The sequence below is a fragment of the Gordonia alkanivorans NBRC 16433 genome (assembly GCF_000225505.1).
In the GTDB taxonomy this organism is placed as follows: Bacteria; Actinomycetota; Actinomycetes; order Mycobacteriales; family Mycobacteriaceae; genus Gordonia; species Gordonia alkanivorans.
On the sequence record NZ_BACI01000092.1, the window covers coordinates 1 to 12,982 of the forward strand.

Genomic DNA, 12,982 nt, shown 5'->3' on the forward strand with positions numbered 1-12,982 from the left:
TCGGCGTCGTGATGACCCGCCTGACCGACGGCGTGGTCGCCACCACCTATCAGGGCATCGAGGAGGAAGCGACGCGGGCCGGCTACTCGGTGCTGCTGTCCAGCCCGCCCGACGACCCGGAAGCCCAGCGCGCGGCCATCGAACTGCTCGTGGGACGTCAGGTCGACGGCCTCCTGCTCAGCGGGCTGCACCGACCGGGCAAGGAATTCATCGCGTCCCTGCGCGTCGGGGACGTGCCGATGATGACGCTGACCCGGCACGCCGATGCCGGGCTCCCGTTCGTCGGCGGCGACGACGTGCGCGGCGGCGCGCTTGCCGCACGCCATCTGATCGATCGCGGGTACACCGACCTCGCGGTGATCGCCGGCCCCGCCCACGCCACGACGGCGACGGATCGGCTGGCCGGCTTCCGGTCCGAGACCGCCGCGGCGGGGATCGAGCTCCCCGACCATCGGATCGTTCCGTCCAGTTTCGAGGTGCGCGGGGGCACCGAGGCGGGGCGGATTCTGCTCGACGCACCGGACCGGCCGAGAGCGATCTTCGCGGTGTCCGACACCATCGCCGTCGGCGTCCTCGGCGTCGCTCGCGACCTCGGGCTGCGAATCCCCGAGGACTTGGCACTCGTGGGCTACAACGACATCCCGATCGCCGCGCAGCTTCCCGTACCGCTCACGACGATCCACTCCCCCGCCCTGGAGATCGGCCAGACCGCGGTCCGTGGACTCTTGGATCTGACGGCGGGACGTGACGTGGAGTCGCGACGTCTGCCGGTCGAGCTGGTGGTCCGCGGCACCACCTAGAAGTCGCGGGAGCAGCTAGAAGTGCTGTGCGCCGCCGTCGATCGAGATCTCCTCTGCGGTGATGAATTTCGACTCGTCCGACGCGAGGAAGGCCACCGCGTTCGCGACCTCGCCCGCCTCTGCGGCGAACTGGTTCAGGAAGGTCATCCCCATACCGGCGAGGCGCGGGTTGGCCTTGTTGGTCTCCTCGATCCGCTCGACCATGCGGCCCGAGCCCATCGGCGTGATGACCGCACCCGGATGCACGGTGTTGACGCGGATGTCGTACTGCCCCAACTCCGCAGCGAAGGCGCGCGACATCCCGACCAGGGCGTGTTTGCTTGTCGTGTAGTGGACCATGAACGGCTGCAGCTTCTTCCCCGCCAGGGAGCTGATCAGGATGACCGATCCCCCGCCGCGGTCGATGAGGTGGGGAGCCGCCGCGGTAACCGTGTTCCACACGCCGGTCACGTTGATGTCCATGGTGTCGCGAAAGCTCTCCGGGGACACCTCGTCCCAGGTCTCGGGGATACAGATCCCCGCGTTGGCGACCACGACGTCGAGTCCGCCGAGTGCTTCCACCCCCTCGCCGACCGCCGCGCGGAGTCCGTCCAGATCGCGGGTGTCGCACCGGGTCAGAATCGCCTTGGCGCCCAGATCTTCGACGAGTCGCCGGGTCTCGGCGAGATCATCCTCGGTCGCCGAGTCGTAGGGCACACCCGGCAGTGGTCCGGCGACGTCGACGCCGACGATGTGCGCCCCTTCCGAGGCCATTCGCACCGCGTGCGCCCGCCCCTGCCCCCGGGCAACGCCGGTGATGAACGCGACCTTGTCTGCCAGCCGTCCCATGCCACTCCCTGTCCGCCGGATGCCGGAACCCGATCGGGCCCCCTCGGCGCGACTCTACGGATTGACGGCGGCCGCGCGGGCGGACTCGAGGGCGAAAAGGTTCTCGTCCCAGCCATCGGCGAGGGGTCCGAAGAAGTGGAAGCGGACCTTCTTGACCCGGTACAACCAGTGCCCGTCCTGCTTGACCAGCGTGTCGGTGTATCGGCCCGCGGCGATCGAGGCGACGCCGTCGAGAACGCACGGCTGCCAGAGGAACGATCGCGCCGTCGCCATGTCACCGTCGATGTCGATCTCGAGGTTCGTGATGAAGTGCCAGAACGAGGTGAGGCCACCGTCGGCCAGGCCGGCGAAGAACGCCCGCATCTCGGCCTTGCCCCGCGGGTTCGACAAGCCGTCGAACTCCCCGTCTTCGGTGAACAGTGCGATCAATTCGTCCCAGTTGCCGTCGTCGAGGTGGCGGCAGTACCGGGCGTCGAGCGTGCGGATGGCCTCGATGTCTTCCAGACGGGTGAGCCGCGACGCCAGCTCGGACTCGGTGGTCATGATTCCTCCATTAACATTCGTTCACGTGATCCACACCATAAGCGCGAGATATAGGCAGGTCAATCGAGCGGCCTGCCTTCATCATTGCTGGTGAAACCGCATCGCCCTAGTCTGTGCACATGAACACCCGATCGCCTTCGCCGACCGCAGCATCCCGCGACCGCATCCTCGACGCCGCGCTCGACGAGTTCTACACGGCCGGTTTTCACGGTGCGACGATGCGAACCATCGGCAATCGTGCAGGTTGTAGCGCCGCCAACGTCTACAACCATTTCGAGAACAAGTCCGATCTGCTGGTCGAGATCCTGCGAACCGCGAGCGACGAACAGTTCACCGCGACCCGCAACGCGATCCGCCGGGCCGGCAAGGATCCCGCCGAACAGTGGCGCGCGGCGGTCGTCGCCCATGCGCTGTACACCGCCCAGAGACCGCGCGAGTGCCTTGTCGCGAACACGGAGCTGCGCTATCTGGGCGAGATCGATCGCAAGCGGGTGGTCGGGTCCCGCGACGCCCAGGAGCAGCAGTTCGTCGACATCGCCGAAAGGGCGGTCGAACAGGGACTTTTCCACGTCGACAGAGTCCATCAGGCGGTTACGGCCGTACTGCTGATGTGCGCCGGCATCCCGGTGTGGTTCCGACCGGACGGCCCCCGGACCGCAACCCAGGTCGCCGACGACTACGGGCAGTACGCACTCAACCTCGTCGGATACCGGACCCCGCTCAACCCATTGACCCGGGCCTGACCCGGTGCCCAAATGGTGAACGACCGTTAACGAGCGATCAGGCCGACCCGATCACTCCGGCCCGCATTCACTAGGAGAAGGCCATGACCCATCGGCCGTCACAGCCCCGGACCGACAGCCCGCGCTACCTGACCGAGGAGCGCATCGCGATCCGCGACCTCGCCCGCGACTTCGCGATGAAGCAGGTCCTGCCGGTTGCCAACGAACTCGACCCCGTCCAGGGCACCATTCCCGACACGCTCAAGAAGGCGATGGCCGAGGTCGGGTTCTTCGGCATCATGATCCCGGAGGAGTACGGGGGCCTCGGCCTCGGAGTCTTCGAGTACTGCCTTGTCGCCGAGGAACTCTCACGTGCGTGGATGAGCGTGTCCGGCCTGCTGGCGCGCGGCAACGGCATGGGCGGCGGTTTCACTCCTGAGCAGGAGGCCGCGATGCTGCCCCGCGTGGCGCGCGGCGAATACCTGGGCGCGTATGCACTTTCCGAGGCGGAGGCGGGGTCGGACGTCGCCAACATCTCGTGCCGGGCGACACGCGACGGCGACGAGTGGGTCGTCAACGGCACCAAGATGTGGTGCACCTACGCCGACGAGGCCGACTACCTGGTCCTGTTCGCCCGCACCGATCCGAACAAGGACCCGGCCAAGCCCCACCGCGGTATCAGCGCCTTCCTCGTCGAGAAGGAACGCGGCGAGTTCCCCGAGGGCATCTCCGGCACCAAGGTCCGCAAGATCGGCTACTTCGGTTGGAGCACCTGGGAACTGTCCTTCGACGACTTCCGCATCCCGGCCGACCGGATGCTCGGCGAGGAGGGCAAGGGCTTCTACCTCGCGGTCAGCGGACTGGAGGTCGGGCGTGCCCACACCGCCGCCCGTGCCATCGGCCTGGCCCGCGCCGCACTCGAGGACTCCATCGCCTACATGCACACCCGCAAGCAGTTCGGCCACGAACTCGCGGACTTCCAGCACCTGCGTTTCAAGATCGCCACGATGGCCGCAGACATCGAGGCGGCGCGGCAACTCATGTACTCGGTCGCCACCGACATCGACACCGGCCGGCGGTGCTCGCTCGAGGCGTCGATGTGCAAGCTCGTCGCCACCGAGATGGCCGAACGGGTGACGAGTGAGGCCGTCCAGATCCATGGTGGCGCCGGCTACACCACCGATTTCCAGGTCGAACGACATTGGCGCGACGCACGTCTCACCAAGATCTTCGAGGGCACCAGCGAGATCCAGATGCGGATCATCTCCGACGAGCTGCTGGGCAGGGCCGGGTCATGACCACCGCCATCGCCTCGCTCCGCGTCGGAGTCCGCACCTCCACCCGAACCCGTCTGGTCGCCGATGTCCTCGACCGTCACGGACTCCGCATCCCCTCTCGTTCACAGTCTTTCGGGATGGTCGTCGCCGAGTATCTGACCGACGCGGTTCCGTGCGCGGAACGTGTCGCCATCACCTGGTCGGCAACCGCCCCCATCGCGGAATCCGACCACGTCCATGCGACCACCGTGGTGACCAGAGTCGGTGCCGACGGGATCGACCGGGAGGTCCGCCTGGTCGACGACGCCGGACGCGTTCGCGAATCCGGCACGGAGACATGGCGTACCGAGGCCAGTCCCGAGTCGGTGCCCTCCCTCGACTTCTGCTCGGTCGAGTGGGGTGAGCTACTGCGCGCTCGCCTGCACCGGGACGCCGCGTTCACCTCGTCGGTCTCCACCTGGGACGGCACCGTCGGACTGCGGTGCGGCGAGCGCGAGGTGCACCTCCGCATCTACAAGGGACAGGTCATCGACGTCACACGGCGCGCCCCGCTGGGTGCCACCTTCACCTTCGAGACCTCCCCCGCCACCTGGGTGGATCTCCTGCTGTCCGACTCGGACGACTTCATGCGCCGCGCTCTCCGAGGAGAGTTCTCCTCCGCCGGAAACGGTTACGAGTACCTGAGATTGACCAAGCCGTTGCACGCGATCATCCAGAACGCGCGCGCATTGGCACGGGAGGTGCACTCATGATCGAGGCACGCTACCTCGAGATCCAAGGCGCCCTGGCGTTCGTCGAGATCGTCACCGCTGGTTCCACGTCCCCCCGGGAATGCAACGGCGACACCCCGACCGTGCTGTGCATCCACACCGCGGGGCAGAGCGGCGTCCAATGGCGCCGTGCCGCACAGGACATCGCCGACTGCGGGTACCGCGTCGTCGTGCCGGACCTGCCGGGCCACGGCCGTTCCGAACCCTGCCCGACGGGCCCGATCACCAACCTCGTCGACTACGCGGACTGGTTGACCGACGTCCTGCAGCAGCTGGGCATCGAGCGTCCTTTTGTGATCGGCTGCTCCATCGGCGGGAAACTCACACTGGAACTGGCGACGCGGCCCGATTATCCGCTCGCCGGGGCCGTCGCGATGGCCGCCGAGACCGGGCCTGGCCGGGTCAAGATCGCCGGCCTGCGACGCGAACTCGAGGATGTGGCCGGACCGGCGCGTGCGGAGCGCACGTACCTCGGCAGTCTCGCGTCCGTCGGGCGGGCGGTACCCGCCGCACAGGCACATCTCATCGGCCTCATGCACAAACGCGAGGACCCGGAGATCTCGTCGTCGGACCTCATCGGCTGGGGCAGCCACGACGTCCGCGACCGGCTCACCGACCTCACCTGTGGGCTGCATCTGATCTGCGGCGCCGACGACCCGTGGATCAGCGTCGACGCCGTCCGTCGCGCCGCCGACGAGATCAACGAACTCGACGGTCCGCGTGCGCAGTTCACCGAGCTGGCCGGGTACGGCCACTACCCGATGGAAGAGCTCCCCGACTTCGGTGCCCGCGCTGACGCCTGGCTCCGATCCCTGCCGGCCGGCACCCGCACCCCGGAGGCCGTGTCATGACCGTCACGACCCATCCCACGCTCGCCGGGATGCTCGCCGATCTCGTCCACGAGTCCCCCGACAGTCCGGTCGCGATGGACGTCGCCGGCGGCGAGGTCATCACCCTCACCCGAGCCGACCTCGGCCGCCGTGTCGACCAGCTGCGGGAAGAGCTGTCCCGCATCGGCGTCCGCCGCGGCCAGTGCCTGGCGGTGTACCTGCCCAACTGGTCCGACGCGCTGGTCTGGCAGTTCGCCGCATCAGCTCTCGGCGCGCATGTCATCGGGGTCAACACCCGGTACAACGTCGGTGAGGTCATGCACATCCTCACCTCGGCGCGACCGGCGGTGGTCGCCGTCCCCGCGGAGTTCCACGGACTCGACGTCTTCGGCACCCTGCGCGAGGCGAGCTCGACGGCCGACCCCGTCCCGGCGATCGCGGTCGTTCCCGGGCCTCTGACTCCACGGGCAGCGGCGGCCGACTTCGACCTCGGCGCCGGGGCCTGGATCGCCGGAAGCGGCGACACCACCGGCGTTTCCGCACCTGCGACCCCGTCGACGACGGCTTGGACTTCGGCGGGCGACCGTGCCGCAGACACCGGCGAGCTCGCGGTCGCGTTCACGACCTCCGGCTCGACCGGGACACCGAAGCTCGCCGCACACCGGGATTCGGCCGTGGTCCGGCATGCGCATGCCGACTCCGTGATCATGGGGGTCCGCGAGGGCGACGTGATCCTCGGCGTCCTTCCGGTGTCCGGTGTCTTCGGATTCAGCACTGCCATGGCCGGTCTCGCGGGTGGCGCAGCCATCCTGATGGAGCCCGTCTTCGACGCCGCGGCCACCCTGGAGAGGGTGGAGTCGCTGCGTGTCACCCACATCGTCGGCGGTGACGATCTTTTCGGGCGCCTGTACGACACCTGGCATGAGGGCCGGCGAACGGATTTGACCACGTTGCGGTGGCTGGGCATCGCCGACTTCCTCGGCCGCTCCCACGACATCGCGCGTTGGGTACGCGACGAGGCCGAAGCCGAGACGACCGGCGTCTTCGGCTCGTCGGAGGTCTTCGCCCTCGCGCTGCTCTGGTCGTCCGACGACCCGGAGTCGGTGCGCTGGAACGGCGGTGGCCGTCCGGTCGAGTCCGCCATCGAGGTACGCGTCGTCGATCCGCTCGATGACCGTGTCCTGGCCACCGGCGAGGAGGGTGAGCTGCAGTTCCGCGGCCCCAACGTCGTCGACGCATATCTCGGCAACCCGGATGCCGCCGCGCGTGCGTTCACCGCGGACGGCTGGTTCCGCAGCGGCGATCTCGCACGCGCACTCGACACCGGCGGATTCCGCTACGTGTGCCGCATGGGAGATGTCCTGCGGCTGCGGGGTTTCCTCGTCGACCCGGCCGAGATCGAGCACCGCCTCGCCGAACACGAGAACGTACAGACCGCGAAGGTCGTGGGGATCAGCGGTTCGGGTGGTTACACCGAGGCCGTGGCCTTCGTCGTTCCGGTCGATGACGGCGCAGACCTCGACGCCTCGTCGTTGAAGACCTGGTGCCGTGATCGCCTGGCCGCATTCAAAGTGCCCGCAGCCGTACACGTCATCGAGCGGATGCCGACCACGTTGGGCGGCAACGGAACCAAGATCCGGGCCGTCGAACTGCGCGAGTGGGCGCAGCGATGGTCCGGCCAGGAAGTGGACTACCGCAAAGGAACACCCGCATGACCGTCACCACGCCACCACCCGCAGCCGACGACGTCGTCATCTGTGAGCCGCTCCGCACTCCCGTGGGACGGTACGGCGGATCGTTCGTCGACGTACCCGCCACCGAGCTGGCTGCGACTGTTCTCTCGGAGCTGTTGCGACGCACCGAGATCGATCCGTCGAGCATCGACGACGTGATCTTCGGTCAGTGCTATCCGAACGGTGAGGCGCCGGCGATCGGGCGCGTCGCCGCACTCGACGCGGGACTCCCCATCACCGTGCCGGGATCGCAGCTCGACCGCCGCTGCGGCTCGGGCCTGCAGGCGGTTCTCGACGCCGCGATGCGCATCCAGACCGGGGTCGCCGACCTGGTTATTGCCGGTGGCGTCGAATCCATGAGTCGCGCAGAGTATTACACCGAGTCGATGCGGTGGGGCGCCAAGGGTGCGCCGGCAACTCTGCACGATCGCCTGGCGCGTGGCCGCGTCACGTCGGGCGGAAAGAACCATCCGGTTCCCGGCGGGATGCTTGAGACCGCGGAGAACCTTCGGCGCGAATACTCGATCCCGCGTCAGGAGCAGGACGCGCTCGCCGCCGAATCGCATCGCCGCGCCGTGGCCGCCATCGACAGCGGCAAGTTCGCGGAAGAGATCGTCCCCGTGTCGGTTCCGCAGCGCAAAGGCGACGACAAGATCGTCGACCGCGACGAACATCCCCGGGCCGACACCACGCTGGAGTCGCTGGCTCGTCTCCGGCCGATCATGGGCAAGTCCGATCCAGACGCGACCGTCACCGCAGGCAACGCCAGCGGCCAGAACGACGGAGCCGCAGCCACGCTGGTGACCACGCGTGCGAACGCCGAACGCCTCGGACTCAAGCCCCTCGCGCGCCTGGTCACGTGGGCGGTCGCCGGTGTCGGACCCGAGGTGATGGGCATCGGCCCCGTCCCGTCCACCGCCAAGGCACTCATCCGCGCAGGCCTCGACCTCTCCGACATCGACCTCATCGAACTCAACGAGGCCTTCGCTGCTCAGGCTCTGGCCGTCACCCGCGAGTGGAAGTTCACCGACGCCGATTTCGAGCGCACCAACGTCAACGGTTCGGGAATCTCGCTCGGTCATCCGGTCGGCGCGACGGGCGTGCGGATTCTGACGACTCTGCTGCGTGAACTCGACCGTCGTGAGGCACGTTTCGGCCTGGAGACCATGTGCATCGGCGGCGGGCAGGGGCTCACCGCGATCTTCGAGCGGGTGTGATCAGGCCGGGTTGATACCGAGCCGGGCCTGCGCGTCCCGGAACATCGCCACGACGGCCTTCCGCACGTCGGTCCGGTCGTTCACGGGACGATCCCACTCGAACCGCATCTCCACGGCGCCTTCGGGGACCGTGACGTCGAAGATCGCGACCCGGTCGTCGAAGCCGGTCATCACCGCAGCGATCGCATCCGGCCGTTCGCCGAGTGCCTTGCAGATGACCAGCGAGTCGTCGGCGTGGTCGCCGTTCATGTGCGCGAGCACTCCCGCGACAACGTCCTCGGGGAACGGCCGTGCGTCGTCGTGACCGGGCATATGGACCTGCTTTCCGATTCGTTGGATCTTCATTGGTATCTCGAGTGTTTGACGCGGCTGAGCGTCGGGCATACGCCTCGCGGAGAAATGCACCACCCCGACGTTTCTCCGCCAGGCCCGTCGGGCGCCCACCCCTTGACGCCCGACGGGCCGACTGCGGAATCGTCCTACCCGGGTGCTGCGCCGGGCGCGAATCGCGTCACCCAGCCCTCGAAATGCCCGACGTCGCCGCCGTTCGCCTCGAACCAGCCCCACGGGCCACCCCGGTGCCCGGTCACGGCGTCGACGACGAGATCGATCGCCTCCCGCGGCGTGCGCAGGATCGGTGCATCGAGCGACATGCCTCTCGGTACCCGGTCGCGGTGCTGCAGGCGCGCCAGGACCCCGGTGATGTTCTGCTCGGTCCGCTGATAATCGGCGACGATCGCGGCTTCCTCGACACCGGCGAGGAGTTCGGCGATCGCAACGATCACGCCCGTGCGGTCCTTACCGGCCGCGCAGTGGACAAGGGTCGGGCCGGCCGGGTCGAAAGCGTTGAGGGCCGCCGTCAGCCGATCCCCGCCGGTTTGCATCATGGCGGTGTAGATGTCGGTCAGCGCGGTGTCGGCGAGGCGGTCAATGCGGGCCCCCGAGGACACCTGCCGGTGCACCAACCGCACCTCGGCCGGCCACGTCACCCGCACCGCACCCGACTCGGACGGATCGCGCAGGTCGACCACGGTCGACGGCGGCCACGGCACACCGACGGGATCGTCGTCGTCCGGATACGGCGCGTCGCTGCGGATCAGAACCCCGGGCGAGGTCGTTCCGCCGGAGACGAGCGGCAGCCCACCGAGGTCGCGGATGTTCGCGAGAGAACGCCGAACCCGGTCGGAATCGCGCTCACCAGCAGTGGAGAAGGTCACTCCGGCCCCCATCGTCTCGTCCGGTCCATGTCCGGATCACCGTACCCCGGTCACGTACGGTGAAGCGATGGTCCAGTTCCACTCGTACGCCCCCGCCGAGGGGCATCGTCTCGCTCACGACCCTCTCAACGCGATCATCGCGCCGCGTCCGATCGGCTGGATCTCCACGGTGTCCGACGCCGGGGTGCGAAACCTCGCCCCCTACAGCTTCTTCAACCTGTTCAACTACACCCCGCCGATCATCGGATTCGCCAGCGTCGGATGGAAAGACACTGTCGCCAACGCGAAGTCGACCGGCGAGTTCGTGTGGAACCTCGCGACCGATTCGATCGGCGAGAAGATGAACGCCACCTCGGCCGCACTCCCCGCGGACACCGATGAGTTCGAGCACGCCGGACTCACGGCCCTCGACTCCGAACTCGTGCGCCCGGCCCGGGTCGCCGAGAGCCCCGTCACGTTCGAATGCCTGGTCACCGATACCTTCCAATTGCGTTCGGCCGCAGGAGAGTCCGTGGACTCCTGGATGGTTCTCGGCGAGGTCGTGAAGGTGCACATCGCGACGGAGCTGCTCGGCGACGACCTGGTCTACGACACCGCCCGTGCACGCCCGCTGCTGCGCGCCGGCGGCCGGGGTGACTACTTCCTGCCGAGCAATGATCACCACCGCTACATGGAACGTCCGAAACCCCTGTCGCGCTAGCTTCCCGACGGGGCGCGCTCGAGAGCCTCGGCGGTCGGCATCCCGGTTCGGGCTCCGACGTGAGCCACCGTCAGGGACGCCGCTGCTGCACTGCGCCGCGCGGCCGTGACGAGGTCGTGCCCGGCCGCCAGCGAAGCGGCCAGTACACCGTTGAACGTGTCGCCGGCGCCGGTCGTGTCGACCACCGACTCGACCTCACCCGCCGGCACCGACGTCGCGCCGGAACGGTCGACGACCAGTACTCCATCGGCACCCAGCGTGACCACGACGGTGACGTCGAGGTGTTCGGCCAGCGCCGTGGCCATCTCGGCTTCGGTGGGGTCGTGCCGACCTTCGGACAGGGTTCGCGCGTACAGGTCGCGCAGTTCCGAGGAGTTCGGCGTGAGGATGTCCGGAACCGAGAGCACCCCGACGAGTTCGTCGAGGACCGGCGCCGGATTCACCACACATGTGATGCCGTGCTCTGCAGCAGCTTTCACTGCGGCAACCGCGGCGTCGGGGGTTATCTCGGTACTGGTCAGGACGCATCCGACACCCCAGTCCGCCGCGCGGGCCACGGCTGCACGCACATCATCCGCAGCGACCCGGGCGTTTGCTCCGGCCCCCACCGCGATCTGGTTCTCACCGGACGGGTCGACCACGATCAGCGCCGCGCCGGTGGAGACGCCGTCGATGCGGGAAACCTCGGTGACGTCGATGCCCTCCTCCGCCAACTCACCGAGTGCGCCCGCACCCATCTCGTCGTCACCGACCGCACCGCAGTACCGGACGACGGCTCCGGCGCGCGCCGCCGCCACCGCGGCATTGGCACCCTTGCCGCCTCCGTGACTGCTCACGTCCGGCCCGACGACGGTCTCCCCGGGCCCCGGGAGTCGTTCGGCTGCGACGACCAGGTCGACGTTCACGGCCCCGATCACGAGCAACTTCGCCGCGTCGGCATCGGTCATGTCGGCTCCTTCGGTCAGCCCGGTCGTCTGGCCCGATTGTGGCACCTCGCCTCGTCGCCTATCTGCTGTCGATCCCGCATCTCATCGCGTCACCTGTCAATCCATGTCATCTCCACCGATCCACCGGCCTCGACCGGCCCTGGTGGATCACGGCGTGGTCGACGCACCTCGCTTCGGCAGCACCCAGCCCGCACGCGGGAAATGGCAGGTGTAGCCGTTCGGGTAGTTGAGCAGGTAGTCCTGGTGCTCGGGTTCGGCCTCCCAGAACGGACCCGCCGGTTCGATGGTCGTGACGGCCGGCCCCGGCCACAGACCCGACGCATCCACGTCGGCGATCGTGTCCCGGGCCACCTGCTCCTGCTCCGGACCCAACGGGAAGATCGCCGAGCGGTAGCTCGTCCCGACGTCGTTGCCCTGACGATCGCGGGTCGTCGGATCGTGGATCTGGAAGAAGAAGGCCAGGATGTCCCGGTAGGTCGTCTCGTTCGGGTCGAAGACGATCTCGACGGCCTCCGCATGGCCGGGATGGTTGCGGTAGGTGGCGTGGTCGTTCTGTCCGCCGGTGTAGCCGACGCGGGTGTCGAGGACTCCCGGCTGCTTGCGGATCAGGTCCTCCATCCCCCAGAAACATCCGCCGGCGAGGACTGCGGTCTCGGTGCCGGGACGGACGGTGATCTGACCGGTGTCGATGGTCATGCGGTCTCCTCTTCGGTGTGGGTTGTGGTGGGGAACAGCTCGGTGTACTCGCCGTATCCCTCGGCCTCGAGGTCACGAACCGGGATGAAGCGCAGCGCAGCCGAATTCATGCAGTAACGCTGTCCGCCGGCATCTCGTGGACCGTCGTCGAAGACGTGGCCGAGGTGGCTGTCGGCGCCCGACGAACGCACCTCGGTGCGGCGCATCCACAGGGTCCGATCGGTCTTGGTGGTCACCGCGGCGTCGTCGATGGGCCTGGTGAAACTCGGCCATCCGGTGCCGCTGTCGTACTTGTCGGTCGATGAGAACAGCGGCTGTCCTGAGACGACGTCGACGTAGATGCCGGGCTCGTGGTTGTCCCAGTACTCGTTGTCGAAGGCGCGCTCGGTGCCGTCGCGCTGGGTGACGCGGAACTGCGCGTCGGTGAGGCGGTTCAAGGCCTCGGGGGTCTTGCGGTATTCGTTGCTCACGATTCCTCCTGTCGACGCCGGCCGCTCGTCGGTCTGGCGGAGCTCGTCCGGCGGCACCGTGCACAACAACGCGGGGTCGTGATTTGGTCCCGCGTCCTCTCCGGCGTCCGAGATCGCCGACTGACCTGCACAGATCAGCCAATTCAGGCTGGTGAATTCGCTTTGTTTCGCGGGTCTACCCTCCAACTACTGGTGGGCCGTCGGTCAACGTATGGGTGACCGCGCTGGTCGC

At 68.0% G+C, this 12,982-nt stretch carries 15 protein-coding genes; 8 read left to right on the forward strand and 7 right to left on the reverse strand.

Annotated elements, in window-relative coordinates:
- On the forward strand, positions 1-800 hold an 800-nt coding region (locus tag GOALK_RS15805), incomplete at its 5' end, for a LacI family DNA-binding transcriptional regulator (RefSeq protein ID WP_006359835.1).
- A 15-nt stretch (positions 801-815) separates the two neighbouring features.
- Here the strand turns inward: GOALK_RS15805 and GOALK_RS15810 are convergent.
- Together GOALK_RS15810 and GOALK_RS15815 are read right to left on the reverse strand one after the other, a co-directional pair.
- Positions 816-1,628 (reverse strand): mycofactocin-coupled SDR family oxidoreductase, encoded by an 813-nt coding sequence (locus GOALK_RS15810; RefSeq protein ID WP_006359836.1) that lies wholly within the window; start codon positions 1,626-1,628, stop codon positions 816-818.
- Between the two features lie 54 nt (positions 1,629-1,682).
- Complete coding sequence (locus tag GOALK_RS15815) at positions 1,683-2,171, reverse strand: nuclear transport factor 2 family protein (RefSeq protein ID WP_006359837.1); 489 nt, start codon at positions 2,169-2,171, stop codon at positions 1,683-1,685.
- Between the two features lie 119 nt (positions 2,172-2,290).
- Here GOALK_RS15815 and GOALK_RS15820 point away from each other — a divergent pair, with 119 nt between their 5' ends.
- The 6 genes from GOALK_RS15820 (at position 2,291) to GOALK_RS15845 (ending at position 8,720) form a co-directional block, all read left to right on the forward strand.
- On the forward strand, positions 2,291-2,914 hold the full coding sequence (locus GOALK_RS15820) for a TetR/AcrR family transcriptional regulator (protein ID WP_035752851.1): 624 nt from the start codon (positions 2,291-2,293) through the stop codon (positions 2,912-2,914).
- Between the two features lie 83 nt (positions 2,915-2,997).
- The gene (locus GOALK_RS15825) at positions 2,998-4,191 is read left to right on the forward strand and encodes an acyl-CoA dehydrogenase family protein (RefSeq protein ID WP_006359839.1); all 1,194 of its coding nucleotides are present in this window, start codon (positions 2,998-3,000) and stop codon (positions 4,189-4,191) included.
- Entirely contained in the window at positions 4,188-4,922 is a 735-nt protein-coding gene (locus GOALK_RS15830; RefSeq protein ID WP_006359840.1) for a hypothetical protein, read from the forward strand. The genes GOALK_RS15825 and GOALK_RS15830 overlap by 4 nt, the downstream gene beginning before the upstream one ends.
- On the forward strand, positions 4,919-5,791 hold the full coding sequence (locus GOALK_RS15835; RefSeq protein WP_006359841.1) for an alpha/beta fold hydrolase: 873 nt from the start codon (positions 4,919-4,921) through the stop codon (positions 5,789-5,791). Before GOALK_RS15830 ends, GOALK_RS15835 begins: the two co-directional genes overlap by 4 nt.
- On the forward strand, positions 5,788-7,485 hold the full coding sequence (locus GOALK_RS15840) for an AMP-binding protein (RefSeq protein WP_006359842.1): 1,698 nt from the start codon (positions 5,788-5,790) through the stop codon (positions 7,483-7,485). Before GOALK_RS15835 ends, GOALK_RS15840 begins: the two co-directional genes overlap by 4 nt.
- Complete coding sequence (locus GOALK_RS15845; protein ID WP_006359843.1) at positions 7,482-8,720, forward strand: acetyl-CoA C-acetyltransferase; 1,239 nt, start codon at positions 7,482-7,484, stop codon at positions 8,718-8,720. The genes GOALK_RS15840 and GOALK_RS15845 overlap by 4 nt, the downstream gene beginning before the upstream one ends.
- On the opposite strand, the gene GOALK_RS15850 is transcribed toward GOALK_RS15845, so the two are convergent.
- Together GOALK_RS15850 and GOALK_RS15855 are read right to left on the reverse strand one after the other, a co-directional pair.
- The gene (locus GOALK_RS15850) at positions 8,721-9,065 is read right to left on the reverse strand and encodes a DUF2470 domain-containing protein (RefSeq protein WP_230461847.1); all 345 of its coding nucleotides are present in this window, start codon (positions 9,063-9,065) and stop codon (positions 8,721-8,723) included. It lies immediately after the preceding gene.
- A 134-nt stretch (positions 9,066-9,199) separates the two neighbouring features.
- Positions 9,200-9,949 (reverse strand): tyrosine-protein phosphatase, encoded by a 750-nt coding sequence (locus tag GOALK_RS15855; RefSeq protein WP_006359845.1) that lies wholly within the window; start codon positions 9,947-9,949, stop codon positions 9,200-9,202.
- A 55-nt stretch (positions 9,950-10,004) separates the two neighbouring features.
- Between GOALK_RS15855 and GOALK_RS15860 the strand changes: the two genes are divergently transcribed.
- On the forward strand, positions 10,005-10,637 hold the full coding sequence (locus GOALK_RS15860; RefSeq protein ID WP_006359846.1) for a flavin reductase family protein: 633 nt from the start codon (positions 10,005-10,007) through the stop codon (positions 10,635-10,637).
- Here the strand turns inward: GOALK_RS15860 and GOALK_RS15865 are convergent.
- The 3 genes from GOALK_RS15865 to msrB all read right to left on the reverse strand — a co-directional run bounded on the left by GOALK_RS15865 (position 10,634) and on the right by msrB (position 12,750).
- Positions 10,634-11,584: a PfkB family carbohydrate kinase gene (locus tag GOALK_RS15865; RefSeq protein ID WP_006359847.1), complete on the reverse strand. Its 951-nt coding sequence runs from the start codon at positions 11,582-11,584 to the stop codon at positions 10,634-10,636. The genes GOALK_RS15860 and GOALK_RS15865 overlap by 4 nt on opposite strands.
- Before the next feature lie 147 nt (positions 11,585-11,731).
- A complete protein-coding gene (gene msrA / locus GOALK_RS15870) occupies positions 11,732-12,280 on the reverse strand; it encodes a peptide-methionine (S)-S-oxide reductase MsrA (protein ID WP_006359848.1) in 549 nt (182 codons plus the stop codon).
- A complete protein-coding gene (gene msrB / locus GOALK_RS15875; protein WP_006359849.1) occupies positions 12,277-12,750 on the reverse strand; it encodes a peptide-methionine (R)-S-oxide reductase MsrB in 474 nt (157 codons plus the stop codon). Before msrB ends, msrA begins: the two co-directional genes overlap by 4 nt.
- Positions 12,751-12,982 lie beyond the last annotated feature (232 nt).

What these genes read in the sequence shown, in the direction of transcription:
- GOALK_RS15810 (WP_006359836.1), bottom strand. Translation starts at nt 1,628, where the DNA reads ATGGGACGGCTGGCAGACAAGGTCGCGTTCATCACCGGCGTTGCCCGG.
- GOALK_RS15815 (WP_006359837.1), bottom strand. Translation starts at nt 2,171, where the DNA reads ATGACCACCGAGTCCGAGCTGGCGTCGCGGCTCACCCGTCTGGAAGAC.
- GOALK_RS15820 (WP_035752851.1), top strand. Translation starts at nt 2,291, where the DNA reads ATGAACACCCGATCGCCTTCGCCGACCGCAGCATCCCGCGACCGCATC.
- GOALK_RS15825 (WP_006359839.1), top strand. Translation starts at nt 2,998, where the DNA reads ATGACCCATCGGCCGTCACAGCCCCGGACCGACAGCCCGCGCTACCTG.
- GOALK_RS15830 (WP_006359840.1), top strand. Translation starts at nt 4,188, where the DNA reads ATGACCACCGCCATCGCCTCGCTCCGCGTCGGAGTCCGCACCTCCACC.
- GOALK_RS15835 (WP_006359841.1), top strand. Translation starts at nt 4,919, where the DNA reads ATGATCGAGGCACGCTACCTCGAGATCCAAGGCGCCCTGGCGTTCGTC.
- GOALK_RS15840 (WP_006359842.1), top strand. Translation starts at nt 5,788, where the DNA reads ATGACCGTCACGACCCATCCCACGCTCGCCGGGATGCTCGCCGATCTC.
- GOALK_RS15845 (WP_006359843.1), top strand. Translation starts at nt 7,482, where the DNA reads ATGACCGTCACCACGCCACCACCCGCAGCCGACGACGTCGTCATCTGT.
- GOALK_RS15850 (WP_230461847.1), bottom strand. Translation starts at nt 9,065, where the DNA reads ATGAAGATCCAACGAATCGGAAAGCAGGTCCATATGCCCGGTCACGAC.
- GOALK_RS15855 (WP_006359845.1), bottom strand. Translation starts at nt 9,949, where the DNA reads ATGGGGGCCGGAGTGACCTTCTCCACTGCTGGTGAGCGCGATTCCGAC.
- GOALK_RS15860 (WP_006359846.1), top strand. Translation starts at nt 10,005, where the DNA reads ATGGTCCAGTTCCACTCGTACGCCCCCGCCGAGGGGCATCGTCTCGCT.
- GOALK_RS15865 (WP_006359847.1), bottom strand. Translation starts at nt 11,584, where the DNA reads ATGACCGATGCCGACGCGGCGAAGTTGCTCGTGATCGGGGCCGTGAAC.
- msrA (WP_006359848.1), bottom strand. Translation starts at nt 12,280, where the DNA reads ATGACCATCGACACCGGTCAGATCACCGTCCGTCCCGGCACCGAGACC.